The sequence below is a fragment of the Microbulbifer echini genome (assembly GCF_041447225.1).
Classification (GTDB): domain Bacteria; phylum Pseudomonadota; class Gammaproteobacteria; order Pseudomonadales; family Cellvibrionaceae; genus Microbulbifer; species Microbulbifer echini.
This window is the reverse complement of the sequence record NZ_JBGMEL010000001.1, coordinates 132,228-148,167: the sequence shown is the minus strand read 5'-3', so window position 1 is coordinate 148,167 and position 15,940 is coordinate 132,228. Positions and strand designations below refer to the sequence as shown.

The window sequence follows — 15,940 nt, the reverse complement described above, 5'->3', positions numbered from 1 at the left end:
TTTTAGGTTCGCTGCTCCTGAGTTTCCAAAACTGGATCGACACAAGAATAGCGGGTTCCTGGCCTATCCTCCATTCACCGCCCCCACTGCTTGTGGGGCAGGGGAGGCAGTTAAGAGAGGCTATTGAAGAACCGTCGCCCAATTACGCTCGCCAATCTGGACGGTAAAAGAGGTGTGATCCGAGCCGGTCTGAGTGGCCTGCTTGTAGTGGCCTGAACCGATTTGTAGGGCTGTCAGAGTGTTACGAAATCCATTTTGGCTGAGGTTTGCTTCATTGAGGCTGCCCAGTTGTACGGAGGTGGTCAAGAGTAAGGATCCATCTTGCTGAAGGCTGGCTGTATTCCCTGAACCCGCCTGCCGGGCTGAAAGCTCCACGTCCAATCCAAATTGCTGAGTTGTAATGGTATTTTGGCTGCCGGCCTGGGAGAGATTCTGATTGTTGGTGGCGGAGTTCAGCATGCCAATCTGGGTGATAAAAACCGAGTTGGAAGCGCTGAAGGTCTGGGTAGTCTCGGCGGAGTTTTGTGCCCCGCTCTGTAGTATGCTGAAGGTATCGGCATTACTATCGAGCTGGGAAATTTTTGCAAAATTATTGTTGCCAAGGTGGATAAGCGAGCCCGCGGCGGAGGTGCTATCCAGCTGGTCCACACGGCCACTGTTATCCGCACCCACCTGCAGTGTATTGGCGCTGCTTTTCGAGGTCAAAAACTGCACGGTCACGATATTGCTGCTGCTACTGGTGTTTTCCTGTAGGAATCCCGCGGCATTCTGCTCGCCAACTTGCAGGGTTGACTGATTACTGGAATTCACAACCACCTGTTGTGCATTGGCATTGTTAGACGTTCCAACCTGGAATACAGAATTGCTGCTGTCATTGGTCGTACCTTGGCCCGCGTTGACTTGGTTGCCATCCCCAAACTGTACTGTATTGATACTGCTAGCCGTGCTGTTCTCCTGGAAGGTCTCACTGTTGTTAGTTGTGCCCACCTGGGTTTGCACAATCAAGCTATTATTCACATCAGAATCGGCGTTGTTGGCGCTGGAACTATTGTCGGCACCAAATTGATTGAGGATTACAAAATTATTGCCGGCGAAGGCACCGCCGCTGAGGGTAATCATTGTGTAGTGGAAAGAAAGGTCGATATTTTCATGGGATACTCCCGTACAGCAAAAATCCCTGAGTAATTCGAAACCCCTATCGAAGGCTGTCTGTAATGGCTTTCTTTTTTCTGGATGGTTCAGTAGATTTTAGTCGTATCTTTCGTGAAGATGCTGCGCGCGGATCTATTTTTTTATTGCCCGTGGTCGAAAGATAATTACTGCCCACTAAAAATTAACAGATAGGCTGCCTGCATTCGTAAATGCGGTTGCGTATTGGTTTTCAGTGTTGGGATTTGCCAACGAAAAAGCAGGTAATGATTATTCCCTGTTTGCGGGATGCGATCTCATCCTGGGGTTATAGAATCAGATTGTTGGTAATGGGGTTTGCAATTATCGGTTTGGTTAAAGATATATAAGAGTTAAAGGCTTAGCGGTATGTATAACCAAAAAATCTAAAAGGTTAGCCTGGCTATTAGATTTTTTTTCAGTGCATCTTCTTGATCTTATCATCAGAACCGTGCCTCTGTTTTTATCCTCCTCTGCAGTGAACCTCTATCCATAAAAAGTGTGAAATAACGAAAAGCCCGACCTCAAAACACCGGCGACTATCTTCCGCCTCTGCCAGGTGCTGAAGTCGGGGCTACTGCGATGGAGTGGCTCTGAATGGCGGGAGAAGTTTCAGAACTGCTGATAAGAAAATCTCACAGGCCATTGCTATCGGTATTACTGCTTATCTCTGCCTTAGAACCAGTCTTTGGCGGAATTCTTTGCTGAGTCCTCTAAAAATAGCGATTTCTTAGTGTGCTGTTTATAACTTTAAAACCCCGTGTATCTGTATCTGCGTCTAGTGATTAACTTTCTGGTCCGTCGGTAGTGGATGGCCAAACTAAAAGGCCATTTAAAGATTTTTTGCTCCCTCTACACGCCAATCTTACCTATGTTCCGTATTTAAGGGCGGTAGCACTAAAAGGTATTGGCGCAGATAGATTGGGTTGTTGTTCTCTCTCCTTCTCTCTAGGGTGACTGTTGGGTTCCTCTTGAGTTGCCTGAGTAAGTGTTGATGAAAATTAATAGGGGCGGTATGGGAAGGAAGTTCGGAAATTATAGGAGTAAGTTCTCTTTTATTTGACTGAATTTTAGATTTCTATAGCTGGGGAGTTTCTTCTTAGTCGAGTAGGTAAAAAATACTACATATAGTGCATACCGGTTGTATACAGAACAGGCACAACATAAAAGCGGAAAGCCCATGTTCCCCTGTGCGGCACTAGGCTGCTAATGGTTTTCCGGGTGATCCAAAGCCACTGTGCATTATTTTATAATCGTCATGCACTGGGCTTTTACACCTAGACTTGTGGATAAATAGTACTGGTGCCGATGGGTGTCGGTCGGCGGGAGTATCTATGGTAGAGGCAAAAGAGGCCCTTTCCCCAAAAAAGGTGATTGCCTTAGCAGCATTGACTTTCGCCATATTTTTAATCGCTAATGATTTTACCGCATTTTCAGTGGCTATACCCGCTATGGAGCAGCAGTTTTATGCGGATATCTCTACGGTGCAGTGGGTAATCAACGGCTATGCCTTGGTGTTTGGCGTATTGATTGTAACTGGGGGGCGCCTGGCGGATATGTTTGGGCGGCGCCGGCTTTTTTTTATTGGTACGAGTATTTTTATCCTGTTTTCCCTGTTGGGTGGTTTCGCGGTAAATACTTGGATGTTATTGGGAAGTCGCGCATTGATGGGGGTCGGCGGTGCACTGATGTGGCCCGCCATTTTGGGGATGACCTACCAGATTATGCCCGAGAATCGAGCGGGGCAGGCTGGTGGGCTGATCATGACCGTATGCGGCTTTGCTAATTCGGTGGGGCCACTACTGGGTGGCTTTTTTACCGAGTTTCTCAGTTGGCGCTGGATATTTTTTATCAACTCCCCTATAGCACTTGTTGCCATGTTGATTAGTTGGTGGGTCATTGATGATGATAGTCCCGAGAGCGCTGGTGAGCGAGTAGACTACGGTGGCATTGTGTCTCTTTCTATTTGTTTGCTGACCCTCTTGCTGGCTTTAGATCTTGTGGTGGATGTGGGGCTGGGCAGTGCAATAATTGTTGGGTTGTTAATAGTCTCCGCCTTTTGTTTTTTTATCTTTGCCTGGGTCGAGGCGCATACCGAAAATAATCCTTTAATCCCTGCAGATGTGGCGACTAACTGGCGTTTCCTGACGGTGGGTATTACCACTTTGTTGCTCTCTGTTACTTTTGTTTCGATGTTGTTGTATGTACCCCAGTTTTTGATAAAAGAATTGAAATTTTCCGCAGTTTGGTCTGGCGCGGGTTTGCTTCCAGTTATGGTAACTTACGGTGTCGTTTCTTATGTAGCAGGTCGCCTTTACACAATGCTTGGGGCTAAAGTCATTTTATCGGCAGCGGCCATTTTTTTAGGTGGCGGAATGTTCCTGCTCTCGAGCCTAGTGGAGCATACACGCTATATCCATTTAGTGCCCGGCTTGATTTTCTTGGGCGTTGGCCTGGGCTTTTTTTTTCCCACAATCACTACTGCTGCGGTTACTGCGGTTGGGCCGAGTAGAGCCAGTTTGGCGGCGGCCCTGATTTTTATGTTTCAGATTATCGGTGGGGCAATTGGGCTTGCAATGAATACCACCATTGTGGCCCTGGCCCCAAGTTTGACTGTGGGGATCGACCGGGCTTTTGTTGTCAATGCCTGCTTGGCACTCGCGGCTCTGCTTGTATGTATTTTATTTGTGCGTGGTCAATCCACCCCAGGCACGCCTTCTTAATTGCATTCATCGAGATCCATTGTTGGTTTTTCATATTAGATAAACTTCAAGTTTAACTTAAGGTTTGATTTAAATTTTAACTTAAAGTCCAGCTTTAAGTTTAGTGTCTCTATTTGGTGTTGGCAGGGGTTTGTCAATCGCTATTTTATTTTCTAGGGAATAAATATATCCGGTTTTTAAATAGGGTTATAAAATTAAAAAACTATGGCATTCGCCTATTAACTAATTGTATTGATTGAGTGAGAATAAGCGGCTCACTCAATCCTTGGAATGGAATCTCAGGCGCAACCTCGCATTGTGATGAAACACCGGGCCGGCTTTCGCTGGGCATTGAGCGTAAGTGGGATTTCTGGTGCGGACTTTTCGCTGGTTGCTCTCTTGTGAAGCCGTCTGTGATCGAGGCGGTGGCTTCGCGGTGTGGCGCGTGGATAAGACCCTCTTGGTGCGGAAATCCCTTCGGAGCCAGGTAGCAGGGCAGGCGCTTGGCCAGGTTAGGTCGGGTAGTCGTTCCGGGAGAAATAACCTCCCTTTGTGTAAGGAGAACAGATTGTGATACCTATTGTCGACCGCGCACGCGCGGAATCCATTGCCCCTTTCTGGCGTATGCCTTTTCGGCCTTTCTTTTGGGGGGGCGCTCTATGGAGCATGATCGCACTGCTGATCTGGCAGGCATCTTTGTCCGGTTGGCCGTTACCCACGCTGAGGGTTGGAATCGCCTGGCACTCCCATGAAATGCTATTTGGCTTTGCCGCGGCGGTAGTCGTTGGTTTTCTGGGTACCGCGATGCAAACCTGGACCGGCATTCCATCACCCAAGGGGGTGCAGTTAATGAGCCTAGTGGGACTGTGGCTTCTGGCTCGTGTGGGGTATCTCGTTGCAGCGGTGCCCCTGTGGATGCCAGTGGTGGCCGAGGTGGCTTTCTTTCTGCTGGCTGCGTTCTTGCTGGGTGCGCGGGTACTGCGCACGAAACAGTGGCGCAACCTGTTTGTACTGCCAGCCATGCTGGCGTTTGCCGGGCTGGCGGCCTGTCACTGGTTGCTGCCGGAAGTGCAGAGCCGGGTGGCACTGATGGCGCTGTTGCTGGTGACTTCAATTATTTTGGTAATCGGCGGTAGGGTTATTCCGTTTTTTACCGCGCGGCGTTTTCATCTGAGTCCGCGGGATAAATTGCCCATGATCGAGTGGGGCACCCATATTGCGGTGGTATTACTGCTGTTCAGTGTGGCTCTGGACTTACCCAAAATGTTTTGGGCGGTGTTGGCTTTTACCCTGGGGGTTTTACAGTTGGTCCGTGTGTTGCGCTGGCACCCCAGCAAAATTTGGGCGGAACCCATGGTTTGGTCCCTGCACCTGAGTTATTGGCTGGTGATCTTGGGCTGCTTTCTCGCCGCACTGGCCTGGAGTGGTATAGCGCCCGCCTGGCAGAGCCCCGCGTTGCACGCTTTTGCTGTTGGTGGCATCGGCGGTTTGATATTGGCAATGACCAGTCGCGTGAGTTTGGGCCACACCGGTCGTATTCTACAGGCGCCGCGTCTGATGCCGTTGGCGTTTGCCGCACTGGCGCTGTCTGCCCTGGCTCGTGTGTTTTGGGCGCCGGCCCCGAGCGGCTTTCTCGCTGCGATTATTGCCTGGGTGGTAGGCTACTCGCTGTTTCTGATCTACTACACCCCAGTGTTGTTTCAGCCCAGGGTAGATGGGCACCCCGGTTAAGTTACTGCCGGATTAGTGAGGGCGCTTGAGCGTTCATTGTGGCTTTGTTGAACGCTCAAGCCGCACTGCCCAGCTAGGGAGTGTCGGCGTTATCGGTTTGGGGAAAGCGGTCGAGCTTCGGTGTGTTCTCCAGGTCTTGGTCCCAATCCGCCTTACTGGCCATAAAGATATGTGCGTTGGGTTTGATGGTAATCGGGCTGTTGAGGCTGCCGGCGGGAACCGCGAGAAAGCCACCCTCTCGGTCTTTGTAAGGTAGGGCGGAACCGCATTGGGCGCAGAAACTTTTCACGTGCCGGGTCCCTGGAAGTTTAAAGACTTTAATGTGCTGCTCCCCGCGAAGCCAGTGCAGCTTGGCGGTAGTGGAAAACAAGCTGGCGGCATGGGCGGAACCGGTATCTTTGCGGCAGTGGTTGCAATGACATAAGAAGAAGCTATCAAAATCTCCCTCCGCTTCAAAATGTACTTCGCTGCACAGGCATGATCCCTTGTGATTCATGATTGATCCTTTTATTTTTGGGCGTCCTTCGCTGGGGAAGGTTGTGCGGGATGGTTTTATTTACATAGAGCGCTGTAAAGCGGGCTCTTGCCTCAGGAGACTTCAATTACACCGCTTAGGTATTGCACGGCGCTGCCGGAAATAATGACTCGCTCCTCCTTGAGCTGGCAGTGTAGCAGGCCGCCGCGCTTGGAGGCTTGGTAGGCAACCAGATCGGACTTGCCCAATTTATCCCCCCAGTAGGGCGCCAGCCCGGTGTGAATAGATCCGGTCACAGGGTCCTCGGCGCCACCATTGGCTGGCCAGAAATATCTGGAAATAAAATCGTATTTCTTTGATTGCGCGGTAACCACTACATCAAAGGGTGCGAGCCTGGCCAGCTTGGTAGCATTTTGCTGCAACTGCAGAATGTCTTCTTCTGCGGTGTAAATAGCAAAGTAGGCTTGATTATTGCGCAGAACCTCTGTGGGTGTGATGGACAGCCCTTCGAGTAGGTCGCTGGGAAGGCTGGTTAGTGGCTGTGGGGCGCGAGAGGGGAAGTCCATGGCGATCAGGCCGTCCCCGTTTCGACTGATGTGCATATCACCAACGGCCTCGGCGAAAAGATCCAGTCCTTTTAAGTGTGGGTGCTTGCGAAACACTACAAAAGCGGAGGCCAGAGTGGCGTGGCCACAAAAATCGATCTCCGTTAATGGGGAAAACCAGCGAATCTCGTATTCGCTATCGCTGCGTTCGCGCAAAAATGCGGTTTCCGAGAGATTATTTTGCGCGGCGATGGATTGCATCAAAGGCTCACTGAGCCACTCTCCGGTAATGATTACCGCTGCGGAGTTGCCGCCAAATTGGGAGTCGGTAAAGGCGTCGACGATATCCATTTCGAGCTGCATATATGATCCTTTGCGTATGTTTTTTCTCTTCTTAATTTCTGGTCTGCAGTTTCCTGATCTGTATCAGTTGCGCAAGCGCTGCTTCATCTTACAGTGCCCGGCAAGTGATGAAAGTTAGCGATTTATCTGTCGCTCGCTGCCAGTACAGTGGTGTGGATTTAGGGGGATTGGGATGCTGCACACAGATGTTGCGATTGTGGGGGCCGGCCCCGCCGGTTTGGCGCTGGCATTAATGTTGGCCCGGCGGGATTGCCGGGTGACTTTGTTAGAGCGTCAGAGCGAAGAAATACTAGCGAGCCCGCCCGACGATGGTCGCGAAATCGCGCTCACTCATCAGTCTGTGCGGTTCATGGAATCTCTAGGTGCCTGGCAGCGGCTCAAACCCGATGAGGTGGGTCTTCTGCATTCTGCGCAGGTAGTGGATGGGAGCGCTCCCTCTCGTTTGGATTTTGATACCCGGGGGCGGGGGCCCTTAGGTTTTATTGTACCCAATGCCGCGATTCGGCGCGTGCTCTACGAGGCAATACGTGAAAATGGCAATATCCAGCTGCAGGCTCGCCGTACGGTTACCGGTACCCAGTGCGGTGGGAATCGGCGCTTAGTGCAGTTGGAGGATGGACAGAGCCTCGCAGCGGTTCTTGTGGTGGCGGCCGACAGTCGTTTCTCTGAAGTGCGTCGTATGGCAGGGATCGGTGTGGACATGCGCGACTTTGGTCGGGTCGCGGTATTGGGGCCGGTACGCACCGAACGGGCGCATGGTGGTATTGCGCGCGAGTGCTTTCGCTACGGTTCCACCCTGGCATTGCTACCTACCGCGGACGGCCACTGCTCCTCGGCGGTGGTAACGGTATGCGCCAGTTCCGCCGATGAGATTATGCAATACAGCGATGAGGCATTCGCGGCTCATGTACAGCGGGAGAGCGCTTCGACGCTGGGGGTGGTCGAGGCTTGCGGCAGGCGCCACCGGTATCCTTTGGTCGCGGTCTATGCGCATCGCTTTTATGCTGAACGTTTCGCCCTGGTGGGGGATGCGGCCGTGGGTATGCACCCGGTCACTGCCCATGGATTTAATCTGGGCTTGGCCGGTGCGGAGACCCTGGCTCGTCAGCTGCATAACGTCACGCGATTGTACCAAGCGGCCGGACTTTCACGAGCGCTGTCGCGCTACCAGGCGCTGCATCGTCTTGAGTCACACCCCATGTATGTAGGGACTAACCGGGTGGTGGATCTTTTTACCGATGATCGCCTGCCGGCGAAGTTGCTGCGCAAGGCGGTGTTGCGTATCAGCGAACACTTCCCGCCGGTGCGGCGCGCCATTGTGCACCAGCTCACTCGTTGAGTGCGCGGGATAGCGAGAGTGGGTTGTAATGAGCGGGTGTAAAAGTAAAAACGAGTGCGCGCCACTGGTCATAGTTGCGGGATTTTCTTCCTTTTCTATACTGATCAGCGTGGCACATTTAGAGTCGCTTTCCGCCTGAAGTGAAAACAAATGCCAATTGTGGCTTGACTCACCGGGATGCTAACCATAGAATGCGCAGCCTCTTGAGTGGTTGGGTAAGTCCCACCGCAGGGAAACAAAGATCAACCAGGCTTTGTTTCTTAGAGTTGTTGCGGGGTGGAGCAGCCTGGTAGCTCGTCGGGCTCATAACCCGAAGGTCGTAGGTTCAAATCCTGCCCCCGCTACCAATTTTGCTTTTGTGCAAAACTTTGATGCGCTTTCTTTGTTGCGGGGTGGAGCAGCCTGGTAGCTCGTCGGGCTCATAACCCGAAGGTCGTAGGTTCAAATCCTGCCCCCGCTACCAATTTTGCTTTTGTGCAAAACTTTGATGCGCTTTCTTTGTTGCGGGGTGGAGCAGCCTGGTAGCTCGTCGGGCTCATAACCCGAAGGTCGTAGGTTCAAATCCTGCCCCCGCTACCAAATTTTGCATTCATGCATACTGGCTGCATGAATGTGCGGTCAAAGCCCCGTCAGGGGCTTTTTCGTATCTGCAAGAAAAGTTGCAGGTATTTTTCGAAGTGGGCCGTAGGCCCATTTTTTGTATGTGGTGACGTAAATGGCGAGCAAACGCGAACTGCTGGAAGAGCTTCTGGCGCCGGTGGTGGCATCGCTGGGGTGTGAGCTGTGGGGTATCGACTACCAAACCCATGGCCGCAACGCGCTGCTGCGCATCTATATCGACTCTGAAAACGGCATAGGCGTGGATGACTGTGAAAAAGTCAGCCGTCAGTCCAGTGCTGTATTGGATGTGGAAGACCCCATCAGCGGTAAATATACCCTCGAGGTCTCCTCACCAGGGCTCGATCGCCCTCTGTATAAGCTGGATCATTACACGCGTTTTATTGGCGCCCAGATTGAGGTGCGCCTGCGTATGCCGCTCGACGGTCAGCGCAAGTGGCGCGGCTTACTGGCCGGTGTGGAAGGGGATGAAATCGTTTTGCGCGTAGACAGCGAAAACGAATACCTATTGCCGATCGACAGTATCGAAAAAGCAAATATTATTCCCCAATTTACCAAGTAACCTGTAGGAGCCTGAACTCAGGCGATTTTGAGGCACAGTTGCATGAACAAAGAGATCTTGCTGGTAGCCGAGGCGGTATCCAACGAGAAGGGCGTTGACCAGGAGATTATTTTCCAGGCCATCGAAGCGGCATTGGCAACGGCCACGAAGAAACGCTACGACGAAGATTCAAACGTCGAGGTTATCATCGATCGCCGCAGTGGCGATTACGAGACTTTCCGCAGTTGGGAAGTGGTCGATGATGATACTCTGGCGGAGTTGGGCACCCAGTTCACTCTGGAAGAGGCCCACGAGAAAGATCCTGAGTTGCAAGCCGGCGATGTTTACCGCGAGCAGGTGGAAAATGTAGAGTTCGGCCGTATCGCTGCTCAGACTGCCAAGCAAGTGATCGTGCAAAAGGTACGCGAAGCCGAGCGCGCTAAAGTTGTGGATGAGTACCGCGATCGCGTTGGCGAAATGGTGAGTGGCACGGTTAAAAAGGTGACCCGCGACTTCATCGCTGTAGACCTGGGCAACAATGCCGAAGCGCGTTTGCCCCGCGATCAACTGGTTGGCCGTGAGATTTTCCGTCTCGGCGACCGTGTGCGCGCCATCCTGCTGGAAATTCAGCCGGAAGCCCGCGGCCCGCAGCTGATGCTGAGCCGCTCCTGCCCCGAGATGATCATTGAGTTGTTTCGCATTGAAGTCCCGGAAATTTCCGAGCAGGTCATCGAAATTAAGGGTGCTGCGCGCGATCCAGGTCTGCGCGCCAAGATCGCTGTCAATACCAACGATGGTCGTATCGACCCGGTGGGTGCCTGTGTGGGCATGCGCGGTGCACGTGTACAGGCTGTCTCTAACGAACTGTCTGGCGAGCGCGTAGATATCGTGCTTTGGGATGACAACCCGGCCCAGTTTGTGATTAACGCTATGGCTCCGGCGGAAATAGAATCCATTGTTGTGGATGAAGATACCGGTTCCATGGATGTGGCGGTAGCCGAGGAAAACCTCGCTATGGCCATTGGCCGCAGTGGCCAGAATGTTCGCCTCGCTTCAGAGCTGACTCAGTGGCAGATCAATGTCATGAGCTCCGACGAGTGGCAGAACAAACAGGAGGCTGAGTCCAGCTCCATTATGCAGGTATTTATTGATCGCCTGGATATTGACGAGGACGTGGCCGGCATACTGGTGGACGAAGGCTTTACCTCTCTGGAGGAAGTGGCTTACGTCCCCATCGAAGAAATGCTCGGGATCGAGGGTTTCGACGAGGATATCGCTGAGGAGTTGCGCGCTCGCGCCAAGGACTCCCTGCTCACTCAGGCGCTGGCTTCTGAAGAGAAACTGGATGCCTGTGAGCCCCAGGAAGACCTGCTCACCATGGATGGCATGGAGCGCCAGTTGGCCTTCCAGCTGGCCAGCCGCGGCATTGCCACCATGGAGGACCTGGCGGAACAGGCGGTGGATGATTTGCTCGATATCGATGGTCTCGATCAAGAGCAAGCTGCTGCGCTGATTATGAAGGCGCGTGAGCCCTGGTTTGCCGATGACAACGGCGAACAGGCTTAATTACTCAGCAACAAGATATACGTATAAATAACCCCCCTCCGACCAAGTGACTTTTAGGAGAGAGAATGGCCGAAGTAACAGTTAGCGAACTCGCCAAATCGGTTGGTGCCACCGAAGACCGTCTGCTCAAGCAGATGAAAGAAGCGGGTTTGCCTCACACCTCTGCGGACGCAGTGGTGTCAGACGAGGAAAAGCAGGTCCTGCTCAGTTTCCTGAAAAGCAGTCACGGGGAGCAGGGCGCGAGTCCGCGCAAGATCACCTTGAAACGCAAGACCACAACCACGCTGAAAACCGGCTCTGGCACCGGCCGTAAAACTGTAAACGTGGAAGTACGCAAGAAGCGCACTTATGTGAAGCGTCCACAGGCTGAGCTTGAAGCGGGCGCGGACAGTGAAAACGTTGTCGACGTAGAAGACGTGCGCCTGGGTGCAGAAACGGATGCAGCCGCAGAAGCTGAAGCCAAAGCGGCAGCTGAGGCGATGGCCCTGGCTGAAGCAGAGGCTGCCCGCCGCGCCGCTGAAGAAGAGGAAGCGCGTTTGAAAGCTGAAGCGGAGGCTATAGCCGCCGCGGAAGCCGAAGCCAAGGCTCGCGCGGAAGCCGCCGCAGCAGAAGCCGATAAAGAAGCACAGAAAGCCGATAAAAAGGCAGAGGGTAAACCCGTAGAAAAAGTAGCGAAAAAGGCGGAATCCGCCGCACCCATCCGCTCAACGTATGTAGACGATATTGAGGCGATGCGTATCGCCGCGATGGAACGTCGCAAGCAGCAGGCAGAGCAAGAGAAGCGCGAGCTCGAAGAGAAGAAGGCCAAAGTAGAAGCCGACCGACGCGCCGCCCAGGAGAAGAAAGAGAAAGCTGTCCAGGCCGCTCAGGCTGCCAAGGCGAAGCCCGCCAAACCGGCAGAGAAAGCGGAGAAAACAGAAGAGGTCAAACCCTCCCTGCGCCGCAAACTGGAGGCCGCGCCGACAGAAGCTGCTCGCACCGAGGACGAGCCACGCAAGCGTCGTGGTCGCCGCTCCAAGTCCGGCCCGAAGAAGTCCAGCAAAACCGCTTTGTACGAGCAGGCTCTGGAAGTCTTTGAAGAGGATGAAGCCAGCAAGCGCAGCACGCGCTCCCTGTCCCGTCCAAATGTGAAGGTAAAACCCACGCACACCTTTAAGCGTCCTACAGAGAGGCAGGTGTACGAAGTCCAGTTGGGCGAGACCATCACCGTCGCCGATCTGGCCAGGCAGATGAATGTGAAGGGTGGTGAACTGATTAAGCGCCTGATGAAAATGGGCGAGATGGTCACCATCAACCAGAGCCTGGACCGTGAAAACGCCCAGTTGATCGTTGAGGAGATGGGCCACAAGGTCGTACTGCGCTCCGAGACCGAGCTGGAAGACAGCCTGGTGGCGGAAACCCAGGCCAAAGAAGGTACTGAAGTTTCCCGCGCTCCGGTGGTTACCGTAATGGGTCACGTAGACCACGGTAAGACCTCTCTGCTGGATTACATTCGCAAAGCGAAAGTAGCCTCTGGCGAAGCGGGCGGTATTACCCAGCATATCGGTGCCTACCGCGTGCAAACCAGCCAGGGCGAGATCGCTTTCCTGGATACTCCTGGGCACGCCGCTTTTACTGCCATGCGCGCCCGTGGCGCTCAGGCCACCGACGTAGTTATTCTTGTGGTTGCCGGCGATGACGGTGTTATGCCGCAGACGGAAGAAGCGGTAAATCACGCTCGCGCCGCCGGTGTACCGCTGGTTGTTGCGGTGAACAAGTGTGACAAAGAAGCTGCCGATCCCGATCGCGTGAAAAATGAGCTGGCCGCGAAAGATGTGATCCCGGAAGATTGGGGTGGCGATACTCAGTTCATCAATGTATCTGCGCACACGGGTGAGGGTATTGATGACCTCCTCGAGGCAATTTCCCTGCAAGCAGAAATGCTGGAGTTGAAGGCCAAGGTCAATGTACCGGCTACTGGTGTTGTCATCGAATCCCGCCTGGAAAAAGGCCGCGGTGTGGTTGCAACTCTGCTGGTACAAAACGGCGAACTGAAGCGCGGCGACATTATTTTGGCCGGCCAGAGCTACGGCCGTGTACGCGCCATGACCAACGAACATGGCAAACAGGTTAAAGACGCTGGTCCGTCTACCCCGGTGGAGCTGTTGGGTCTGGATTCGACGCCGAATGCCGGTGATGAGTTCATGGTAGTTGCCGATGAGCGCAAGGCCCGGGAAGTGGCTGAGCAGCGCGCTGACAGTGAGCGCCGCGAGCGCATGCAGCGTCAGCAGGCCGCCAAACTGGAAAATATGTTTGCGGATATGGAAGCGGGTGAGCGCAAAGTGCTGCCGGTTGTCATCAAGGCCGACGTGCGCGGCTCCCTGGAAGCTATCCTGGGTGCGCTGGCGGATATCGGCAACGAAGAAGTGTCCGTCAATGTGGTTTCCAGTGGCGTGGGTGGTATCGCCGAAAACGATATCAACCTGGCCCTGACTTCCGGCGCTATCGTACTGGGCTTCAACACCCGTGCCGACACTGCCGCACGTAAAACTGCCGAAATCGAAGGGGTTGAGGTGCGCTACTACAGCGTGATCTACAACCTGCTCGACGAAGTGAAGCAGGCCCTGTCCGGCATGCTCGATCCGGAAGTTCGCGAAGAGATCGTCGGCATTGCCCAAGTGCGCGATGTGTTCCGTTCTCCGAAGTTTGGCGCCATTGCTGGCTGTATGGTTACCGAGGGTACCGTACACCGCAACAAGCCGATCCGCGTACTGCGCGACAACGTTGTAATCTACCAGGGCGAACTGGAATCCCTGCGCCGCTTCAAAGACGATGTGCAGGACGTGCGCAACGGCATGGAATGCGGTATCGGGGTGAAGGACTACAACGATGTTAAGCCTGGCGATCAGATCGAAGTTTTCGATATCGTCAAGGTTGCCCGCGAACTGTAAAGAGTTCCGGACCGGGTGAAGGAAAACCCGCGCGGCTTGGCCGTGCGGGTTTTCCTGTCTTTAAACCGCCATTCTCAGTAGGTAAACAATGGCAAGAGAATTCCACCGCGCCGATCGCGTCGCCGATGCCATGCGCCGCGAACTGGCCCAGCTGATCCAACAGGAAGTACGCGATCCACGTCTGGGCATGGTCAACATCAACGACGTTGAAGTCAGCCGTGACCTAGCCACCGCCAAAGTGTTTGTTACCTTTGTGGGTGAGGACGACCGCAGCAAGATCGACATCTCCATGGAAGTGTTGAACAAGGCCGCAGGTTTCCTGCGCAGCCAACTTGCACGTCTTATTCAGATGCGCAGTATTCCGCGTCTGCACTTCCGCTACGACGAGACTTCGGTGCGTGGTCAGGCGCTTTCCGCACTGATCGACAAGGCGGTTAATGAAGATCGCCAACACCAAGACGACGACAGCGACTCCAAGGAAGATTAATCCATGGGCCGCAGACCAAAATGGGGTCGGCCGGTTCACGGCGTGCTGTTATTGAACAAGCCCGCCGGGATTACCGCCAACGACGCCCTACAAAAAGCCAAACGACTCTTTTTTGCCAATCGCGCTGGCCATACTGGCGCACTGGACCCGCTGGCGACCGGTGTACTGCCGATCTGCTTCGGTGAGGCGACCAAGTTTTCCCAGTATCTACTCGATGCCGACAAGCGCTATCGCAGCACCTTCGTTTTTGGCATGACCACTGCCAGTGGCGACGCCGATGGCGATGTGCTGGAAACCAAAGATGCTTCCAGCCTGACCGAGCAGAATGTGCTCCAAGCCATGGAGGCATTTCGCGGTCGTATCAAGCAGGTCCCCTCTATGTACTCCGCGCTCAAGCACAAGGGCCAGCCGCTGTATAAGCTGGCGCGGCAGGGGCTTGAAGTGGAGCGCGAGGCGCGCGAAGTCGAGATTTTTGAGTTCGAACTGCTGCGCTTTATCCCTGGAACCCAGCCCCGCGCCGAAGTGAAAGTGCACTGCTCCAAGGGGACTTATATCCGCAGTATCGCCGAGGACCTGGGCCAGGCTCTGGGCGTAGGCGGTTATGTGGAAGTGCTGCATCGCAGTGCCGCCGGTCCTTTCGATGAGGCCGATGCAGTGACCCTGGACGAGCTTACCGATGAGCGCGGCGAGGGCAGGGCAGAAGAGCTGGATCACCACTTGTTGCCGATGGATTCGCCAGCCTCCGCATTGCCCAAACTCGTCCTGCCGGATGACTCGGGTTACTACGTGCGCCAGGGCCAATCGGTAATGGATTTGCAGGTCTACCGTATCGGTGCGGAAGGTGATATGGTGCGCCTCTTCCTGGAAAATGGTGATTTTCTGGGGGTTGGAGAAATTACCGACGAGGGGTGCGTGGCACCGCGACGTCTGGTAAGTGGCACTTGAGTGGAAACCGCTATATTGGTGAGAACCTCTATAAGGTGGAAGTGAAGGTGTTCACGCGGCACCGCCGCAATCACGATTAGCTGGTCTGTAAATATGCACGGGCCAGCCGAATCATTTAAAGCATATTACGACGAGGTAATTCGTTATGGCACTGACTGCAGTTGAAAAAGCAGCCATCCTGAAAGAGCACGGCCAATCCGAAGGCGATACCGGTTCTCCGGAAGTCCAGGTAGCTCTGCTCACCGCTAACATCAACAAACTGCAGGGTCACTTCTCCTCGCACAAGCAGGATCACCACTCCCGTCGTGGCCTGATCCGCATGGTAAACCAGCGCCGTAAGCTGCTGGACTACCTCAAGCGCAAGGATCTGAGCCGCTACGCACAGCTGATCGCCAAGCTCGGCCTGCGTCGCTAAGACCCTGGAATGCCCGCCTCTGGCGGGCATTCTTCTTTAATACTTGCGGAAAAGTGGCGCTGCTGTCATTTTTCGGAAGTTGCACTGCACAAGCCACCGGCAAGAGCCGAACTGGA

General features: G+C 53.9%; 12 protein-coding genes and 3 tRNA genes. 12 read left to right on the top strand and 3 right to left on the bottom strand.

Annotation, left to right across the window (positions count from 1 at the left end):
- Positions 1-120 precede the first annotated feature (120 nt).
- Positions 121-1,119, bottom strand: a complete 999-nt coding sequence (locus ACCI51_RS00595; RefSeq protein WP_371842219.1) for a hypothetical protein — start codon at positions 1,117-1,119, stop codon at positions 121-123.
- A gap of 1,382 nt (positions 1,120-2,501) precedes the next feature.
- Between ACCI51_RS00595 and ACCI51_RS00590 the strand changes: the two genes are divergently transcribed.
- Both ACCI51_RS00590 and ACCI51_RS00585 read left to right on the top strand, forming a co-directional pair.
- Positions 2,502-3,890, top strand: a complete 1,389-nt coding sequence (locus ACCI51_RS00590) for an MFS transporter (protein ID WP_299579292.1) — start codon at positions 2,502-2,504, stop codon at positions 3,888-3,890.
- A 549-nt stretch (positions 3,891-4,439) separates the two neighbouring features.
- Positions 4,440-5,600, top strand: coding sequence for an NnrS family protein (locus ACCI51_RS00585; RefSeq protein WP_299579288.1), 1,161 nt, complete (start codon positions 4,440-4,442; stop codon positions 5,598-5,600).
- Positions 5,601-5,673: 73 nt separating this feature from the next.
- On the opposite strand, the gene ACCI51_RS00580 is transcribed toward ACCI51_RS00585, so the two are convergent.
- Positions 5,674-6,096 carry a GFA family protein gene (locus ACCI51_RS00580; RefSeq protein WP_299579285.1) on the bottom strand — a complete coding sequence of 141 codons (423 nt, stop codon included), beginning with the start codon at positions 6,094-6,096 and terminating at the stop codon, positions 5,674-5,676.
- A 92-nt stretch (positions 6,097-6,188) separates the two neighbouring features.
- Entirely contained in the window at positions 6,189-6,983 is a 795-nt protein-coding gene (locus ACCI51_RS00575) for a PhzF family phenazine biosynthesis protein (RefSeq protein ID WP_299579282.1), read from the bottom strand.
- A gap of 172 nt (positions 6,984-7,155) precedes the next feature.
- On the opposite strand from ACCI51_RS00575, the gene ubiM reads away from it, so the two are divergent.
- The 10 genes from ubiM (at position 7,156) to rpsO (ending at position 15,824) form a co-directional block, all read left to right on the top strand.
- Positions 7,156-8,322 (top strand): 5-demethoxyubiquinol-8 5-hydroxylase UbiM, encoded by a 1,167-nt coding sequence (gene ubiM / locus ACCI51_RS00570; protein WP_299579279.1) that lies wholly within the window; start codon positions 7,156-7,158, stop codon positions 8,320-8,322.
- Positions 8,323-8,592: 270 nt separating this feature from the next.
- Positions 8,593-8,669 (top strand) — tRNA-Met (locus ACCI51_RS00565).
- Between the two features lie 39 nt (positions 8,670-8,708).
- Positions 8,709-8,785: transfer RNA gene (locus ACCI51_RS00560), tRNA-Met, on the top strand.
- A 39-nt stretch (positions 8,786-8,824) separates the two neighbouring features.
- A tRNA-Met gene (locus ACCI51_RS00555) sits at positions 8,825-8,901 on the top strand.
- A 136-nt stretch (positions 8,902-9,037) separates the two neighbouring features.
- Positions 9,038-9,502, top strand: coding sequence for a ribosome maturation factor RimP (rimP, locus tag ACCI51_RS00550; RefSeq protein ID WP_299579276.1), 465 nt, complete (start codon positions 9,038-9,040; stop codon positions 9,500-9,502).
- Between the two features lie 42 nt (positions 9,503-9,544).
- Positions 9,545-11,047, top strand: coding sequence for a transcription termination factor NusA (gene nusA, locus ACCI51_RS00545; protein WP_299579272.1), 1,503 nt, complete (start codon positions 9,545-9,547; stop codon positions 11,045-11,047).
- A 65-nt stretch (positions 11,048-11,112) separates the two neighbouring features.
- A complete protein-coding gene (infB, locus tag ACCI51_RS00540) occupies positions 11,113-13,977 on the top strand; it encodes a translation initiation factor IF-2 (protein WP_371842218.1) in 2,865 nt (954 codons plus the stop codon).
- 88 nt (positions 13,978-14,065) lie between these two features.
- Positions 14,066-14,464: a 30S ribosome-binding factor RbfA gene (gene rbfA, locus ACCI51_RS00535; protein WP_299579266.1), complete on the top strand. Its 399-nt coding sequence runs from the start codon at positions 14,066-14,068 to the stop codon at positions 14,462-14,464.
- 3 nt (positions 14,465-14,467) lie between these two features.
- Positions 14,468-15,409, top strand: coding sequence for a tRNA pseudouridine(55) synthase TruB (truB, locus tag ACCI51_RS00530; RefSeq protein WP_299579263.1), 942 nt, complete (start codon positions 14,468-14,470; stop codon positions 15,407-15,409).
- Between the two features lie 145 nt (positions 15,410-15,554).
- A complete protein-coding gene (gene rpsO, locus ACCI51_RS00525; RefSeq protein ID WP_299579259.1) occupies positions 15,555-15,824 on the top strand; it encodes a 30S ribosomal protein S15 in 270 nt (89 codons plus the stop codon).
- Positions 15,825-15,940 lie beyond the last annotated feature (116 nt).

Bases quoted from the DNA above. Each gene is read 5' to 3' on its own strand.
- ACCI51_RS00590 (WP_299579292.1), top strand. From the start codon at position 2,502: ATGGTAGAGGCAAAAGAGGCCCTTTCCCCAAAAAAGGTGATTGCCTTA.
- infB (WP_371842218.1), top strand. From the start codon at position 11,113: ATGGCCGAAGTAACAGTTAGCGAACTCGCCAAATCGGTTGGTGCCACC.
- rbfA (WP_299579266.1), top strand. From the start codon at position 14,066: ATGGCAAGAGAATTCCACCGCGCCGATCGCGTCGCCGATGCCATGCGC.
- rimP (WP_299579276.1), top strand. From the start codon at position 9,038: ATGGCGAGCAAACGCGAACTGCTGGAAGAGCTTCTGGCGCCGGTGGTG.
- truB (WP_299579263.1), top strand. From the start codon at position 14,468: ATGGGCCGCAGACCAAAATGGGGTCGGCCGGTTCACGGCGTGCTGTTA.
- nusA (WP_299579272.1), top strand. From the start codon at position 9,545: ATGAACAAAGAGATCTTGCTGGTAGCCGAGGCGGTATCCAACGAGAAG.
- ACCI51_RS00595 (WP_371842219.1), bottom strand. From the start codon at position 1,119: ATGATTACCCTCAGCGGCGGTGCCTTCGCCGGCAATAATTTTGTAATC.
- rpsO (WP_299579259.1), top strand. From the start codon at position 15,555: ATGGCACTGACTGCAGTTGAAAAAGCAGCCATCCTGAAAGAGCACGGC.
- ACCI51_RS00580 (WP_299579285.1), bottom strand. From the start codon at position 6,096: ATGAATCACAAGGGATCATGCCTGTGCAGCGAAGTACATTTTGAAGCG.
- ubiM (WP_299579279.1), top strand. From the start codon at position 7,156: ATGCTGCACACAGATGTTGCGATTGTGGGGGCCGGCCCCGCCGGTTTG.
- ACCI51_RS00575 (WP_299579282.1), bottom strand. From the start codon at position 6,983: ATGCAGCTCGAAATGGATATCGTCGACGCCTTTACCGACTCCCAATTT.